11 protein-coding genes are annotated in these 14,840 nt (G+C 64.5%); 5 read left to right on the forward strand and 6 right to left on the reverse strand.

Features of this window, described 5'->3' with window-relative positions; all coding sequences use genetic code 11:
* Positions 1-312: 312 nt before the first annotated feature.
* From CK218_RS14185 to CK218_RS14195, 3 genes are all read left to right on the forward strand, one after another.
* Entirely contained in the window at positions 313-2,220 is a 1,908-nt protein-coding gene (locus CK218_RS14185; protein WP_095828114.1) for a propionyl-CoA synthetase, read from the forward strand.
* A gap of 122 nt (positions 2,221-2,342) precedes the next feature.
* On the forward strand, positions 2,343-3,422 hold the full coding sequence (locus CK218_RS14190; protein ID WP_095828115.1) for an acyltransferase: 1,080 nt from the start codon (positions 2,343-2,345) through the stop codon (positions 3,420-3,422).
* Between the two features lie 246 nt (positions 3,423-3,668).
* Positions 3,669-4,385, forward strand: a complete 717-nt coding sequence (locus tag CK218_RS14195; RefSeq protein ID WP_245435030.1) for a metallophosphoesterase family protein — start codon at positions 3,669-3,671, stop codon at positions 4,383-4,385.
* A 30-nt stretch (positions 4,386-4,415) separates the two neighbouring features.
* Here the strand turns inward: CK218_RS14195 and CK218_RS14200 are convergent, their stop codons facing one another.
* The 6 genes from CK218_RS14200 to CK218_RS14225 form a co-directional block, all read right to left on the reverse strand.
* Complete coding sequence (locus CK218_RS14200; protein ID WP_095828117.1) at positions 4,416-6,797, reverse strand: polysaccharide biosynthesis tyrosine autokinase; 2,382 nt, start codon at positions 6,795-6,797, stop codon at positions 4,416-4,418.
* 167 nt (positions 6,798-6,964) lie between these two features.
* Entirely contained in the window at positions 6,965-7,861 is an 897-nt protein-coding gene (galU, locus tag CK218_RS14205; protein WP_067003460.1) for a UTP--glucose-1-phosphate uridylyltransferase GalU, read from the reverse strand.
* A gap of 75 nt (positions 7,862-7,936) precedes the next feature.
* Entirely contained in the window at positions 7,937-8,887 is a 951-nt protein-coding gene (locus CK218_RS14210) for a glycosyltransferase family 2 protein (protein WP_095828118.1), read from the reverse strand.
* Positions 8,877-9,821, reverse strand: coding sequence for a glycosyltransferase (locus tag CK218_RS14215; RefSeq protein ID WP_095828119.1), 945 nt, complete (start codon positions 9,819-9,821; stop codon positions 8,877-8,879). The genes CK218_RS14210 and CK218_RS14215 overlap by 11 nt, the downstream gene beginning before the upstream one ends.
* A complete protein-coding gene (locus tag CK218_RS14220) occupies positions 9,821-10,810 on the reverse strand; it encodes a glycosyltransferase family 2 protein (RefSeq protein WP_095828215.1) in 990 nt (329 codons plus the stop codon). The genes CK218_RS14215 and CK218_RS14220 overlap by 1 nt, the downstream gene beginning before the upstream one ends.
* A gap of 25 nt (positions 10,811-10,835) precedes the next feature.
* Positions 10,836-12,008: a glycosyl transferase family 1 gene (locus CK218_RS14225; protein ID WP_095828120.1), complete on the reverse strand. Its 1,173-nt coding sequence runs from the start codon at positions 12,006-12,008 to the stop codon at positions 10,836-10,838.
* A 195-nt stretch (positions 12,009-12,203) separates the two neighbouring features.
* Here CK218_RS14225 and CK218_RS14230 point away from each other — a divergent pair, with 195 nt between their 5' ends.
* Both CK218_RS14230 and CK218_RS14235 read left to right on the forward strand, forming a co-directional pair.
* Positions 12,204-13,700 (forward strand): lipopolysaccharide biosynthesis protein, encoded by a 1,497-nt coding sequence (locus CK218_RS14230; RefSeq protein WP_095782280.1) that lies wholly within the window; start codon positions 12,204-12,206, stop codon positions 13,698-13,700.
* Positions 13,701-13,781: 81 nt separating this feature from the next.
* A complete protein-coding gene (locus CK218_RS14235; RefSeq protein ID WP_095828121.1) occupies positions 13,782-14,804 on the forward strand; it encodes a phosphoribosyltransferase in 1,023 nt (340 codons plus the stop codon).
* Positions 14,805-14,840 lie beyond the last annotated feature (36 nt).

Below are 14,840 nucleotides of genomic sequence, written 5' to 3' on the forward strand. Positions count from 1 at the left end.
AGTAAGCTAAGAGTCTGCCGGCTTTTTGGGGAGTGGACAGTATGCGTTACAACTGGGATCGCGCTCCGACGGCATTCGAACGCCATCGGAAGGCATTGGCGGCCGCCATTCTAATAGCCGGCGGTGTCGGGCTGATGCTGGCAGCACTGCCGCTCTAAGCCGAATTCACTTGCTGACGTCATAGCGCGCTCCGATCCGGGCGCGGCTGGATCCGTTTGCCGGCAGCGTCGACCAAAATGCGGGGAGACATGGCCGGCCAAAGCGGCTTAGGCTATTGCCATACGACGGAATGTTCCTGGGGAGGAAAAGTCGATGGCCTCACGCTACCACGAAGTCTATGAGGGCTGGAAACGCGACCCCATAGCGTTCTGGGCCGAAGCGGCCAAAGCGATCGACTGGTATTCGCCAGCCGAAAAAGTCTTCGATCCGGCGGCGGGCGTCTATGGCCGCTGGTTCACCGGCGCCACCTGCAACACCTGCTTCAATGCCATCGACCGCCACGTGGCGGGGGGGCGCGCCGGCCAGCTGGCGCTGATCCATGACAGCGCGATCACCGGCACGATCCGGAAATTCACCTATGCCGAACTGAAGCGCGAGGTGGTCGCGCTCGCCTCTGTCCTCAAGAACCGTGACATCGGCAAGGGCGATCGCGTGATCATCTATATGCCGATGGTGGCGGAAGCGGCGATCGCCATGCTCGCCTCGGCCCGCATCGGCGCCGTGCATTCGGTGGTGTTCGGCGGCTTCGCCTCGCATGAGCTCGCGACCCGCATCGACGACGCCAGGCCGAAGCTGATCATCACCGCCTCCTGCGGCCTGGAGCCGGGACGCGTCGTCGCCTACAAGCCGCTGCTCGACAAGGCGATCGAGATGTCGAAGCACAAGCCCGATGCCTGCCTGATCCTGCAGCGCGAGCAATTGCACTGTGAGATGAAGGACAATTACGACATCGACTATGCCGATGCGGTCGCCCGCGAGCGCGCCGCCGGCGCCAATGTCGACTGCGTTCCGGTCTTGGCCACCGACCCGCTCTACATCATCTACACCTCCGGCACGACCGGCCAGCCGAAGGGCATCGTGCGCGACAATGGCGGTCACATGGTCGCGCTGAAATGGACGATGGACAACGAGTTCGGCGTCAACCCCGGCGAGGTGTTCTGGGCGGCCTCGGACGTCGGCTGGGTGGTCGGCCATTCCTACATCGTCTATGGGCCGCTTCTGCATGGCTGCACCAGCGTGCTCTTCGAAGGCAAGCCGATCGGCACGCCGGACGCCGGCACCTACTGGCGGGTGATCTCTGAGCATGGCGTGGTGGCGCTGTTCACGGCGCCGACCGCCTTCCGCGCCATCAAGGGGCAGGATCCGCGCGGCGAGTTCGTGCCGAAATACGATCTGTCGAAATTCCGCACGCTGTTCCTCGCCGGCGAGCGCGCCGACCCCGAGACCATCAAATGGGCGGAGCAGAAGCTCAACCGTCCGGTGATCGACCATTGGTGGCAGACCGAGACCGGCTCGCCAATGACCATCAACCCGGCCGGGCTCGGGCTTTTGCCGGTGAAATACGGCTCGCCGGGCGTGCCGATGCCGGGCTACGATATTCGCATTCTCGACGATGCCGGCCACGAGGTGCCGCGCGGCACGCTCGGCAATGTCGTGGTCAAGCTGCCGCTGCCGGCAGGCTGCCTGCCGACGCTCTGGAACGCCGACGCCCGCTTCCGCCAAGCCTATCTCGAGGAGTTCCCCGGTTTCTACAAGACGGCCGACGCCGGCATGATGGACGAGGACGGCTATCTCTACGTCATGGCCCGCACCGACGACATCATCAACGTCGCCGGGCACCGCCTCTCGACGGGCGCGATGGAGGAGGTGCTGGCCGCGCATCCGGACGTCGCCGAATGCGCCGTGATCGGCGTCGCCGACGCGATGAAAGGCCAGGTGCCGCTCGGCTTCGTCGTGCTCAACGCCGGTGTGGCGCGCGACACCGGCGCCATCGAAAGCGAGGTGGTGGGCCTGGTGCGCGAGCGGATCGGACCGGTCGCAGCCTTCAAGACGGTGGTGACGATCAAGCGGCTGCCGAAGACGCGCTCCGGCAAGATCCTGCGCGGCACGATGCAGAAGATCGCCGACAAGGAGGAATGGACGATGCCGGCGACCATCGACGATCCCGCGATCCTCGACGAGATCACGGCGGCGCTCAAGGGGCGCGGCATCGGAATCTAGCCGTCTCGCGGGATCGCAGCGCGAGGCAGCCTAGCGAATTCATCCTGCGCTGCAATCGACTGTTGTGCAATGCAGCAGCACCCCCTAGAAGTCTGCCCGGGGGGCCGTTCCGAAGGCACGGCATGGCTCAGCACAAGACCACATTCGGCGGCGTCGACATTTTGCGTTTCCTCGCCGCCGTCATGGTGATGTTCTATCACTACGGCTTCTGGGTATGGGCGTTTCCCGACGGCGTGTCGGCGCGCTCGACCGGCGGCATCCCTGCCCATCCCGAAATGGCGTTTGTCGGCTCCGGCTGGGTCGGCGTTCAGGTGTTCTTCGTCATCAGCGGCTTCGTCATCGCATTCAGCGCCGAGAATTCGACGCCGCTGAAGTTCTTCGAAGCCCGTGTCAGACGGCTGGCGCCGGCGGTCTGGGTCTGCGCGCCCATCTCCGCGATCGTGCTGCTGATGGTCGGTCTTTCCTGGCCGACCGATGCCGTGGTGCGACTTGCCCGCACGGCGCTGTTCGTGCCGTTCGAGCCATGGGTCGACAGTGTCTACTGGACGCTCGGCATCGAGATCGCCTTCTACGCCATCGTCTGGACCCTGCTGCGGTTCGGCCGATTCGACCTGATGGAAGCTGTCGCCGTCATCATCGGCCTGGTCAGCACGCTGTTCTGGTGTCTCTATTTCGCCTTCGCCTGGACCGATCTCGCGGAGGCGCGCTGGCTGCAGCTCACCCTGGTGCATCACGGCGCGTTCTTCGCGGTCGGCGTGCTCATCTGGCTGATGCGCTTCAAGGCGGTGACAGCGGCACGACTCTGCTTCTCGGCGCTGTTTCTCGCCGGCGGAGCGCTGCAGATCGTAAGCTCGGTCGACGTGCACAGCATCAAGGTGGAAGCGGCGATGCCCTGTGCGCCGCCGATCATCATCTTCCTGGCCGCGGTGGCGCTGATGGCTTGGTCGCTGCGCCTCAACCTTTCCTGGCGCGGCTGGCGCCGGATCGGGCTGATGACCTATCCCCTCTACCTCATCCACGATGTCGTCGGCGCGGCGCTGCTCGGCGTCCTGATCCGCGCCGGCGTGCCATATCTGGTTTCGATCCCGATCGTCGGCACCGCCATGGTCGCGGCAAGCTGGCTGGTGGCGGCCGAGGCCGAGCCGCGCGTCCGCATGCTGCTCGACCGCACGCTTTTCCGCTATCGGCTCAAAGCAGCCTAAAGCGCATCGCGCTGAGACGGAGTCAGGCGACGCTTTTCGGGGTATTGATGCACGTCGTTTTGCCAAGACCGCTGCGCCTTTTTGGCGATGTGCATCGAGCAGCCCGGTGTGGAAATGTTTGCATTCGACATGATATCGAGGCTGGTCCACGCTCCGTGGCATGACCCTAGTTTGAGTACCGAGCCTCAATCCGTGAGCCTGTTCCAACGATCGAGACGACCCCGGCCCTTGCCGCGCGAACGGCTGATGATGGATATGCGCGACACGGTGGTCTACGCGATCGGCGACGTGCATGGCTGCTACGACGAGCTGCGCACGCTGGAGGGGAAGATCGAGCTCGACGCGCTGCAGTTCCGCGGCCGCAAGATCATCATCATGCTCGGCGACTATGTCGACCGCGGGCCCAATTCGCGGCGCGTGGTCGAGCATTTGATGGCACCGCCGCCAGAAGGTTTCATGCGCGTGTGCCTTGCCGGGAACCACGAAGTGGCGATGCTCGCCTATCTCGACGGCCATCTGTCACTGGAGCCGTGGCTCCGCGTCGGCGGACGGGAAACGCTGTTCTCCTACGGTATCGATCCCGACCGCCTGGCCGATCTCTACGGATCGAGCGAAGAGGTAGACGAGCGTATCCGCGAGGCCATTCCGGCCACCCACGTCGCCTTCATGCGCACGCTGCCGGTGATGATCTGTTCGGAGCGGTTCCTTTTCGTCCATGCCGGCATCCGGCCCGGCATCGCGCTCGAAGCGCAGGACGAGGCCGACCTGCTCAACATACGATCCGAGTTCCTGGCGGCGGCTCACCGCCTCGATCGCTGGGTCGTGCACGGACATACGATCGTGGACGTTCCGACGCTCGACGGGCGGCGGCTCGGCATCGACACCGGCGCCTTCCAGAGCGGCCGGCTGACCGCCCTCAGGATCGTCGGCAAATATGGGCGGCTGCTGTCGACCGGAGAATAACCGCCGCGGCTTTTCGTCGGATAAACTGCTTTAGGCGGCCTGCTTGGCGCGCGATTCCGACTTCTCGAGGTAGTAACTCGAATAGCGGTCGAAGAACTTTTCCGAACCGCCGAGAGAGCCGTATTTCGCCAGCTTCTTCAGCTCGACCTTGTTGAGCACCGCGCCGGTGATCTTTTCGGCGATGTAGGGTTCGGACTCCAGCATCGAGCGCACCATGGCGCGTGGCGTGCGGCCCCACTCGGTGACGAGCACGAAGCCGTCGACCAACGGCGCGAAGGCCTTGGCGTCGACCACCGGGCCGAGCGGCGGTAGGTCGACGATGATGTATTCGAACGTCTCCTTGGCGTTCTCGATGAAACGCCGCATGCCGGCGGAGCCGAGAAGCTCGCTGGTGTGCGAGAACTGGCCGCGCACCACGGCCGGGATGATCGCCAGCTTGGTCTGGCGGTCGACCTTGCCGACCGACTGCCAGGTCTGTCCATTGACCACCGCCTCCATCAGCCCGTGCTCCGACTCCATGCCGAGGCTGCGGCTGAGGCCCGGATTGCGCAGGTCGCCATCGATCAGCAAAGTCTTGGCGCCGTTGGCGGCGAGCAGACCGGCGAGGTTCGCCGCAACCGTCGACTTGCCTTCGCCGGGCAGGACGGAGATGACGCCGATCACCCGACTGCCCTTGTCTTCCATCACCACGTCGAAAGCGATCTTGGCATTGCGGAGCGTCTCGGCGAACATCGAGGCCGGCGCATCGAGGCTCACCCGCATGCGCGCCCGTTTCTCGGCGGCCGACAGGCTGGTGACCTTGCCGTCGGCCGGCAAGTCGTCCGGTTTCGACTCCTTGGCCTTGCCGCCGCCGATCGTCGGCAGATAGCCGAGGAATTTCAGGCCGACACGGTCGCGAATGTCCTCGCCTGTCCGGAAGAAGCGCTCGTTGAATTCGTTCAGGCCTCCGCAGCCGGCGCCGAGCATGAGGCCAAGCACCAGCGAGAGCGCCAGCACGCGCAAGGTGCGCGGAGCCGAGGCGGTGAGAGGCATCGACGCGTCGGAGATGATGCGGACCTTGCCGACCGGGAATGACTGCTGCTGCGACGCTTCCTCGTAACGGCTAAGGAAAGTCTGATAGAGCGTGGTCAGCGCCTGCGCCTGCTGATCGAGTTCCTTCAGCCTGACCTGCGACTGGTTGTCGATCGAGCTCTTGCCTGCCTGGGTGGCGATCTTCTCCCTAAGCGCGGTCTCGCGCGCCTGCGCCACCTGATAGTCGTTTCGATAGCTTTCGGTGATCTGTTTCAGCTGTCCGAAGATCTGCGCCGAGACGTCGGCCTTCTCCTTGGCCAGCGCGACCGCCTGCGGGTGATCCTTGCCGAAGTTGTTCTCGACGTCCTGCAATCGCTTGGCGATCGCGAGATAGCGGGTTTTCAGCGCGATGATGACCGAGCTGCTCGGCTGATCGGCCGCTATCGCGGAATCGTTGAAGGCGCTTTCGGAGCCGCTGTCGACGATCGCCTTGTACTGCTGGTAGCGGGCGCTGGCGCGGGCTGTATCGGCCTGCGCGACGATGAGCTGTGCGTTCAGGTCGGCGAGTTGCTTGTCGCTGAGCAACTGGCCGTCGCTGTTTGCGGAAAGCCCGTGCTCGGCCCTGAACTTCTCGACCGCCAGCGCAGCTGCCTGCGAGCTTTCGCGCAGTTCGGTCAACCTGCCCTGCAGCCAAACGGCCGCGCGCTCGGTGGCGTCGAAGCTGGCGTTGAGCTGGTCGGCAAGGTAGGCGTCCGCATAGGCCTTGGTGATGGCCGTGGCCAGAGCCGGGTTGGCCGACTGATAGCCGATGCTGATAACATTGCTGCGGCCATTGCGATCCGCCATCAATCCGGTTTGCAGCACGAGAACCGCGTAGTCATGGGTCGCCGCCTTCATCATGGCTTCGCGCGTTGCGGCATCGACACTCTCGATCCCGGAGATTTCGTTGCCCCCGCCACTGCGGAAATAGCCGACGATGCCGCGCAAGAATCCGATTCCCTGGGCCAAAGCCGATTGCGGCGGGTTCATGAATTCCTGGTTCTGGTCCAGCTTCAGCTTGTCGACCACCTCCGATGCCAGCCGCGCCGAGTTGAGGATCTCGATCTGGCTGAGGATCGTCGCATCCGTCTGCTGCGTGGCACTGACAGCCGAAATGTCGTCCACGACCTTGTTCAGGCCGTCGTCGATCAGCACGCTCGCAAGGGAGGTGTATTGCTTGGGCGTCGTCTGGAGATAGATCACACCCAGGAACAGACCGATGACGGCGCAGACCGCCACCACCTTGGCCTGCCGGGCGGCCATGCCAAGCAGACGCTCGATGTCGATGAAGTCTTCACCCTTTTCCGGTTCGGTGCTGGGCAATGGCATCCTCTTGTCGAGAGGAAAGTTGGCATAATTCATCGTCGGTCCAATTCCAGGTTGCAGGCGCTACCGGCCTTCGAAGAGGGTCGTCGTTACCAGAAAAGGCCACGCAACATTCGTGCCACGGAGCGCCTGGCCAAGAACGCCAAGAGCTTGCGCGGCTGTCGCGCCATCGCGATTTCGCATATGCACCCAAAATTTGGGCATTATGCGGCTACTTCCCGGCGCTCGTGCGACCGGACGAATTGCTGCAGCATTTCGAAGACAGGTCCTTTCATGTCGTCGCGCGCCAGAGCAAAGGCGATGGTGGCCTCGATGAAGCCCTCCTTGGAGCCGCAGTCGAACATGCGGCCGTTGAAGGGCTGGGCAAAGAAAGGCTGGCTTTCAGCCAGTCGAACCATGGCGTCGGTGAGTTGGATCTCGTTGCCGGCGCCGCGTTGCTGGGTGCCGAGCAGGGCGAAGATCTCCGGCTGCAGGATATAGCGGCCGTTGATGTAGAAGTTCGACGGCGCGTTGGCGGGGGCCGGCTTCTCGACCATGGCGGTCACTTCGAAGCCCGAGGCCACCTCGGCGCCGCGGCCGACGATGCCGTATTTGCTGGTTTCCGAAGGATCGCAGCGCTCGACGGCGATGACGTTGCCGCCGGTCCGCTGATAGAGGTCGACGGTTTCCGCCAGGCAGCCCGGCGCGCCGAAGGACACCATGTCGGGGAGCAGCAGCGCGAAGGGCTCGTTGCCGATCACGTCGCGTGCGCACCATACGGCATGGCCGAGACCGTGCGGCGACTGCTGGCGGATGAAGGAGGTGGCGCCGGCCACCGGCAGCAGGCTTTCCAGCGATTGGAGCTGCGCCTTCTTGCCGGTCTGCTCGAGCGTCCCGATCAGTTCAGGGTGCAGGTCGAAATAGTCTTCGATGACCGCCTTGTTGCGCCCGGTGACGAAGACGATGTGCTCGATGCCGGCCTCGAAGGCCTCGTCCACGGCATATTGCACGACAGGCTTGTCGACGACGGGCAGCATTTCCTTCGGCATCGACTTGGTCGCCGGCAGGAACCGCGTTCCGAGCCCCGCCACCGGTATGACTGCCTTCCTGACTTTCTGCATCGCTTATTCCTTCTGAGGATATCGCTTTTTTACCTATCGCTGGCTATGAAATCGCATTCCATGCGCCTGCATACTTCACCTCCCCGTGCCCACGGCAAACTGTGCCGCAACCCTTCTCAGCCGAACCGCGATCGGCATCGACATATGCCGGACCGCGGCCGGATCGCTGAGCGCCGTGCGTATCGCCTTCAGCGGCGCACGCGCCTTGATGTGCTGCACCAATGACAGGAACGAGGCCGCCTTGCGCAGGCTGCGGCCGCGTCTGGCGAAAGCCGACTTGGCGCCGTCGTCCATGAAATGCGCGGCCGCGAAGGCGGCATCGGCCTCGGCCATCGCCTCGACATGATGCAACTCGAGCACGCGCGAGATCGAGCCGGTGCGGATATGGTAGACATAGCCGACGGTCGGCTCGACCACGCAGCGGCCGCCTTTGGCCAGCGCGCTCGCCAGAAGAATGTAGTCTTCGCCGATGCGCAGCTTCTCGTCGTAGCGGAGCTGATTTTCGTCCAGGAAACGGCGCTGGAAGATCGGCTTCAGATAGCCGAGGTTGAAGCGCGACTCGAAAACGATGTTGCCGGCGATATAGTCGGTCAGCGAGATTTCGCCGAGTTCTTCGAGATACCCGGTCGGGAACATGATGTCTTCGGGCGTGCCGTCCTCGCGCACGACCTGGACATTGTCGACCGCAATCTCGGCACCCGCCTTCTCGGCCCGCGCGATCATGGCCGCCAGCCTGCCGGGCAGGAGGGCATCGTCGGAATCGAGCACGGCGACCCAGCGGCCGCGGGCCAGATCGAGCCCGGCATTCCTGGCGCCGCCAGGGCCGCGGTTGGCGGGAAGAGCGACCACCCTGACGATGTCCTGAGGATAAGCGCGCGCGACATCGAGCGTGCGGTCGTTCGACCGGTCGTCGACGACGATGACTTCGATCGCGACATCGCGCTGGGCCATCGCGCTGGCGATCGCCCGGTCGAGAGTTGCCTCGGCGTTGTAAGCGGCGATGACGAAGCTGACGTCAGGCTGCACGCTTTTCCCCTTCCTGCGGAGTGATGCCGTACTGGCGGATTTCGCGGACTCCGACCAAACCGCTGACGACGCCGAGATGCATAATGCCGCGCAGCATGCTGCGGTTCCGTCGCACCGGGCTGACTGCGGCCAAAAGCGCCATACCGAAGCAGTAGCCCGCCTTCGCCGAGGCGAGACCGATCTGGCAGACGCGGCGCAGGCCGCCGGTGTTGCGCCCGATGAGATGGCCGTGCGTCTGCCCGAAGCGGAAGCGGCGGCGGCGCAGCCAGTCGAAGGCGGCCCTCGAGCTCGGCACCACCTCGTCGACGAAGGCCTGGGAGGCAAAGGCGATGCGCCCGCCGGACTTGACCACTGAATCGAAGAATTCGGTGTCCTCGCCGCCGGTCTGGCCACGCGCCAGGCTGAAGCGCCGGTTGCGCAGGCTTTCCTCGGTCATCCTGAGCAGGACGTTGCAGGTGTAGCCGGTGCGGATCTCGCCGCGCACCCAGACGGGCAAGGTCGAGTGGAAATCGCCTTTGCGCATCCAGTCCGGCGCGTCCTGGCGATATGTCGCGCGGACCGGCCCGAGCACGGCCGTCGCGCCGGTCGCCTCCGCGGTCGCCAGGAGTTCGACGAGCCAGCCCGGCGAAGCCGTCTCGTCGTCGTCGATGAAGGCGACGAGGTCCGAGACGCTGGCATCGAGGCAGGCGTTGCGAGCGATCGAGATGTTGCGCGCCGGCGCGTGGCGATAGCGGATCGGCAGCTTCAGTTCCTGCGCCAGCGCCTTCACCAGCGGCTGCGCGCTCGGCTCGTCGTCATTGTCGGCAACGACGATGCCGATCTCGAAACCGGCGGGGTTCTCCAGCGCGGCGATGGAGCGCAGCGTGTCGGCAAGCTCCGGCCTGCGGAAAGTGCAGATGCAGATGTCGATGCTGCCGCTCTTCTTCGCAGCCATCACGTCGCCTCACGCGACGGCTGCGGGCCGAAAAGTTGCAGCCAAAAGCCCATGGACCAGCCCAGATGCATGACCATCACCGACACGCCGGCCAACGCGATGGCGGGATTGCGCTGGCTGATCGCGGTCCGGATGCCGTAACCGAGGCAGACACCCGCCCACACCAGAAACGGCACGGCTGCCAGCACAAAGATCGGAGACAAGAGCGCCATCAGGACCACCGGAAACACCAGCAGCGGGATCATTTGCCGCAACTTGGGCATCATGCGATGCTTGAGCACGTTCCTGGCGCGGCCGCGGCCATAGCCGAGATATTGGAAAAACAGGCTCTTCAAGGTAGAGCGCGGATAATAAACCATCTGCGTCTTGCCGCTCATCCAGATGCGGTAGCCGGCCAGACGGAGGCGGTGATCGAGCTCGGCGTCCTCGTTGTGGCTGAAGCTCTCGTCATAGCCGCCCACCGCGCGGAACGCGGCAATGCGCATCAGCGCATGGTGGCCGTGATCGACCCACTCGCCGGCCGACATGTGGCGGTGCTTGGAGCCGCCGGTACCGAGCCTGGAATTCTGCGCCGCCGCCACGGCTTTCTGTACCGCGCCCGTGCCGCTGGTCAGCATCGAGACGACGACCGAATCGGCACCCGTGGCATGCGCTTCCTCGACCAGCCTGTCGCAATAATCGGCGGGATATCCGCCATGCGCATCGATGCGGATGAGATAGTCGGCGTCGTCGCCGAAGGTCGCCACCGCAAGGTTGATGGCCGCGCTCTGGATGCGCTTCGGATTGGCGATCAGGATGACGCGTGGATCCTCCGCAGCGAGATCTTCGACGATGCGTTGTGTGCCATCGGTGCTGCCGCCGTCGGCCACGACGATGCGCGCGCCGAGCCGCGCCGCGGCCGGCAGCAACCGCTGGAGCAGCCCGCCGATATGAGCGGCCTCGTTGAGGCAGGGGATGACGATCAGGCTCGATGCCGTCGTGCGCGTCATCGGGTTTTGTCCATTCTTAGCCATCCTATGCCAGCGCCTCGGTCGCAAAGCTTCCGCGACCGGCGGTCAGGCCGCGCAGCTTGTCGACGAAAGCCAGGCAATCACTGCGGTCGTAGCTCCAGGTCCGCGGATTGCGTGCCAGCACCCGCGACTTCAGCTTGCCGTAGTGTTCCTGACCCATTCGGCCGAGCGCGGTGTCGAGTCCTTCGGACGTGGCCTCGGACAGAAGCACACCGATGTCCTGCTGCTTGAGGAACCGGCCGGTTTCGGTGCTCGCCATCGAGATCGGCACGGCGCCGAAGCGGCAGCCTTCGTAGAGGCGGTTGGGAAGCAGCCATTCGGAATTCTGGCCCTGTTCGAAGAAATCGATCGCCCAGGAGAAATGCACCTCGCGGTAGATCGCCGCCATGTCCTCCGGATTGCGGTAGGGACCGCGGAAGGAAAGCCAGGGCTCGGCTTCGACAAAGGCATGAAAATCCGGGAATTCGGAGAGCGCGGGACGCCCCCTGAGCACCACTTCAAAGCGTCCGTCTTGCCGGCGGGTGAACTCGGCCAGGAGTTCCAGCGAGCGCCGGCAGCGCAGCGCGCCGAACCAGCCGATGCGCCAAGGCGGCGCCGCCGGACTGTCGTCCTCGCGGCGATGATCCGCCGGCACAGGCATGGTGTCGAAATATTTGTTCTCGATCAGTTCGACCGGCGCCGCGATTTGCCCGAACGGCTTGAAATAATTGGCGACGAAGGCGGGAGAGCTGGTCACCAGAAGCTTGACGTCGCGGGCCAGATGGCGCTCGGCGCCGCGCAGCGTCTTGCCGATCAGGTCGTTGCGCAACACCAGCCGATGGATGTCGAGGCACTCGTAGACGATCGGCACGCCGGCGCCGAAAGCGCGCCTGGCGCGGCTGGCAAGCGCCAGCATCTCGAGATTGCGCGCGATGATCAGGTCGGGTCGCGCCAGGCCCGCGAATTTGGCTCCGATCGACATGGCGGCCTTGGCAACTGCACCGATGCGCTGGGCGAATCGGCCATCGCGCGTCGGTCCGAGGTCGACGGGCTTGATGCCTTCGATCTCGGCGATCGGATTGGAGGTGCGACGGAAGCCCGCCAGGGTTATCCCGGCGCCGCCTGCCCTGAGCATTTTTATCCTCCGGCGCACCGCCGGGTCGGATATGTCATGCACAAGGTACAAGACATGCAGCATGAAACTCGACCGCTTTTGGGCCCGCCACCCAAGAGGGGATGCTAGTACAGCTTTTGCTGCATCGCAACATTTTTGGTGCAGCGTAGCAATCGGCGCACATTTTTTGTTGCGCTGCAAAAACCTCTTGCGGTAGTTTGTGCATGGCGGCGGGCGCCGGTCGCGATGATGACTGGCGCAAAATCAGGAATCCAGAATTTGGAAACCAGTGCATTCGATCCGCCCGAGGGCTCCCTGCGCAGATCGGTCGGGCGCGGCGCCGTCGTCACCGCGATGGCGCAGGGCGTGCGGGTCGCCACCCAAATCGTGTCGGTCATCGTGCTGTCGCGGCTTTTGTCGCCGCAGGATTTCGGCGTCGTGGCGATGTGCGCGCCGGTGCTCGCCTTCATCGCGCTGTTCCAGGATTTCGGCCTGACCCAGGCGACGATCCAGAAAACCGGCATCCGGCACGAGGAGGTCAACTACCTCTTCTGGATCAACACGGCGGTGAGCGTGATCCTGGCCTGCGTGCTTGCTGCGGCGGCTCCCCTGGTCGCCACCTTCTACGGCGAGCCGCGCGTCACCGGGCTGGTTGCCGCCTTCGGCCTGCAGATCATGGCCTATGGTCTCGGCGCCCAGCATCTGGCGCTGCTGACGCGCCGCATGGAATTCAGCCGGCTCGCCGTCATCGACGTCGCCAGCGCCGTTACGGGCCTTGTGGTCTCGATCGCCTGGACCTTCATCGACCGCTCCTATTGGGCGCTTTTTGCCGGCACCCTGACCGGCGCCGTGTTGCCGACGCTTTGCTACTGGGTGTCATCGCGCTGGCGTCCGGGGCTGCCGCGCAAGGTCGAAGGCATCAGCCAGCTGATCAATTTCGGCGCCGGCATCACCGGCTTCAACTTCGCCAATTTCTTCGCCCGCAATCTCGACAATGTGCTGATCGGCAAATATTGGGGCGAGGCGCAGCTCGGCCTCTACGACCGCGCCTACAAGCTGCTGCTTTTCCCGCTCAGCCAGATCACCAACCCGCTGTCGAAGGTGATGGTGCCGGCACTTTCGCGGCTGAAGGACGAGCCGGACCGTTATCGCAGCGCCTATCTGCGCGTCATGCCGCTGATCCTCCTGGTGGCGTTGCCGGGCGTGGCCTTCGCCACCGCCATGTCGGATACGCTCATTCCTTTCGTGCTCGGCCCGCAATGGCGGGAGAGCGCCAACATTTTCCTCGCGCTGGGCTTCGCCGGCCTGCTGCAGCCGCTCAACAATCCGGCCGGATGGCTGTTCGTCAGCCAGGGCCGTTCGGGCGATTTCATGCGCTGGGGCATCATCACCGCCGTCACCTCGGTGCTGGCCTTCGCCATCGGCCTCCCTTATGGCGCGCTCGGCGTCGCGGTCGCCTATGCGGTCAGCGAATATTTGCGGACGCCTTTCCTGTGGCTCTATGTCGGCAAGGCCGGGCCGCTGCGGGCGAGCCATGTGCTGCACGCAGCCGCCCCCTTCGTGCTCGGCGCGCATCTGGCGCTGGCCCTGGTCTGGGTCGCCAAGCCGATGCTGCCGGCGCAGCCCATCATCGCTCTCGCAGGCGGCGCGGTGCTGTCCTATGTCGTCACCATCATCGTCGCGCTCGCCTTCGGCGCCGGCCGCGAGGCGCTTCGGGAGGCGCTGCGGCTGATCCCGGCGCGCGGGTTTTCCCCCGCGCCCAGCGAGGCGAAATGACCTTGCCGGCGCAAACCGCCAGGCATTCCGGCCGCGGCCGGGCAGCCCAAAACTGCTGATTTTTGAGGGTTAGGCAACAGCATGAATTACCGATCGATCTCAGACATGAACGACGCGATCGCGCGGAACCTGCACCGGCTGCCGCGCGACATCGACCTGGTGGTCGGCGTGCCGCGAAGCGGGATCCTCGCCGCGACGCTGGTCAGCCTGACGGCGAATATCCCGATGACCGATCTCGACAGCTTTCTCGCCGGCAAGATCTACACCTCGGGGGTCACCAAGCGGCGCGCGGCGCTCGATCGGCAGCATTCCGAAATGCGCAAGATCCTGGTGATCGACGACAGCGTCAGCGGCGGCAACGCCATGCGCGACGCGCGCAGCAAAATCGCGGCTGCCGGCATCCCGGGCGATTTCGTCTACGTGGCCGTGTTCGGCCTGATTTCGCAGCACAAGGAAACCGACATCGTCTTCGAGGTCGTGCCGCATCCCAGGATGTTTCAGTGGAACTTCATGCACCACGTCTTCCTCGAGCAATGCTGCGTCGACATAGACGGCGTGCTTTGCCTCGATCCGACGGCGGACGAGAATGACGACGGCCCGGCCTACGAGAAATTCCTCACCGAGGCGCGGCCGCTTCTCGGGCCGACGCGCAAGATCGGCTGGCTGGTGACCAGCCGGCTGGAAAAGTACCGCAAGCTGACTGAAGCCTGGCTGGCCAAGCACGAGATCAAATATGACCATCTCGTCATGCTCGACTTGCCGAGCAAGGCCGAGCGGCAGCGGCTTGGCGCGCATGGCAGCTTCAAGGCCGAGTTCTATCGCAAGTCGGACGCCATCCTGTTCATCGAGAGCGAGCACGAGCAGGCGCTCAAGATCGCCAAGCTATCGGGCAAGCCCGTGCTGTGCGTCGAAACCAACATCGTGAGCTTTCCCGACGCGTTTTCCTTGCCGGCGCTGGAGCAGGCGGCCCGCAACCTGCCGGCACGGCTCAGGCAGATCAATTCGCCCGAGGGGCGCAAGAAGGTCATCAAGACCGCCGCCCGCGCCCTGCTCGGCGAACGCGCCTATGAAATGCTGAAGAGCCGGGTCAAAAGGCCAGCGTAAGCAAAACCTTACGCGGATTTAAGGTGCCTCGCGCCG

Source organism: Mesorhizobium sp. WSM3879, assembly GCF_002294915.1.
GTDB lineage: Bacteria > Pseudomonadota > Alphaproteobacteria > Rhizobiales > Rhizobiaceae > Mesorhizobium.

Bases quoted from the DNA above. Each gene is read 5' to 3' on its own strand.
- CK218_RS14185 (WP_095828114.1), top strand. From the start codon at position 313: ATGGCCTCACGCTACCACGAAGTCTATGAGGGCTGGAAACGCGACCCC.
- CK218_RS14190 (WP_095828115.1), top strand. From the start codon at position 2,343: ATGGCTCAGCACAAGACCACATTCGGCGGCGTCGACATTTTGCGTTTC.
- CK218_RS14195 (WP_245435030.1), top strand. From the start codon at position 3,669: ATGATGGATATGCGCGACACGGTGGTCTACGCGATCGGCGACGTGCAT.
- CK218_RS14200 (WP_095828117.1), bottom strand. From the start codon at position 6,797: ATGAATTATGCCAACTTTCCTCTCGACAAGAGGATGCCATTGCCCAGC.
- galU (WP_067003460.1), bottom strand. From the start codon at position 7,861: ATGCAGAAAGTCAGGAAGGCAGTCATACCGGTGGCGGGGCTCGGAACG.
- CK218_RS14215 (WP_095828119.1), bottom strand. From the start codon at position 9,821: ATGGCTGCGAAGAAGAGCGGCAGCATCGACATCTGCATCTGCACTTTC.
- CK218_RS14220 (WP_095828215.1), bottom strand. From the start codon at position 10,810: ATGACGCGCACGACGGCATCGAGCCTGATCGTCATCCCCTGCCTCAAC.
- CK218_RS14225 (WP_095828120.1), bottom strand. From the start codon at position 12,008: ATGCTGCATGTCTTGTACCTTGTGCATGACATATCCGACCCGGCGGTG.
- CK218_RS14235 (WP_095828121.1), top strand. From the start codon at position 13,782: ATGAATTACCGATCGATCTCAGACATGAACGACGCGATCGCGCGGAAC.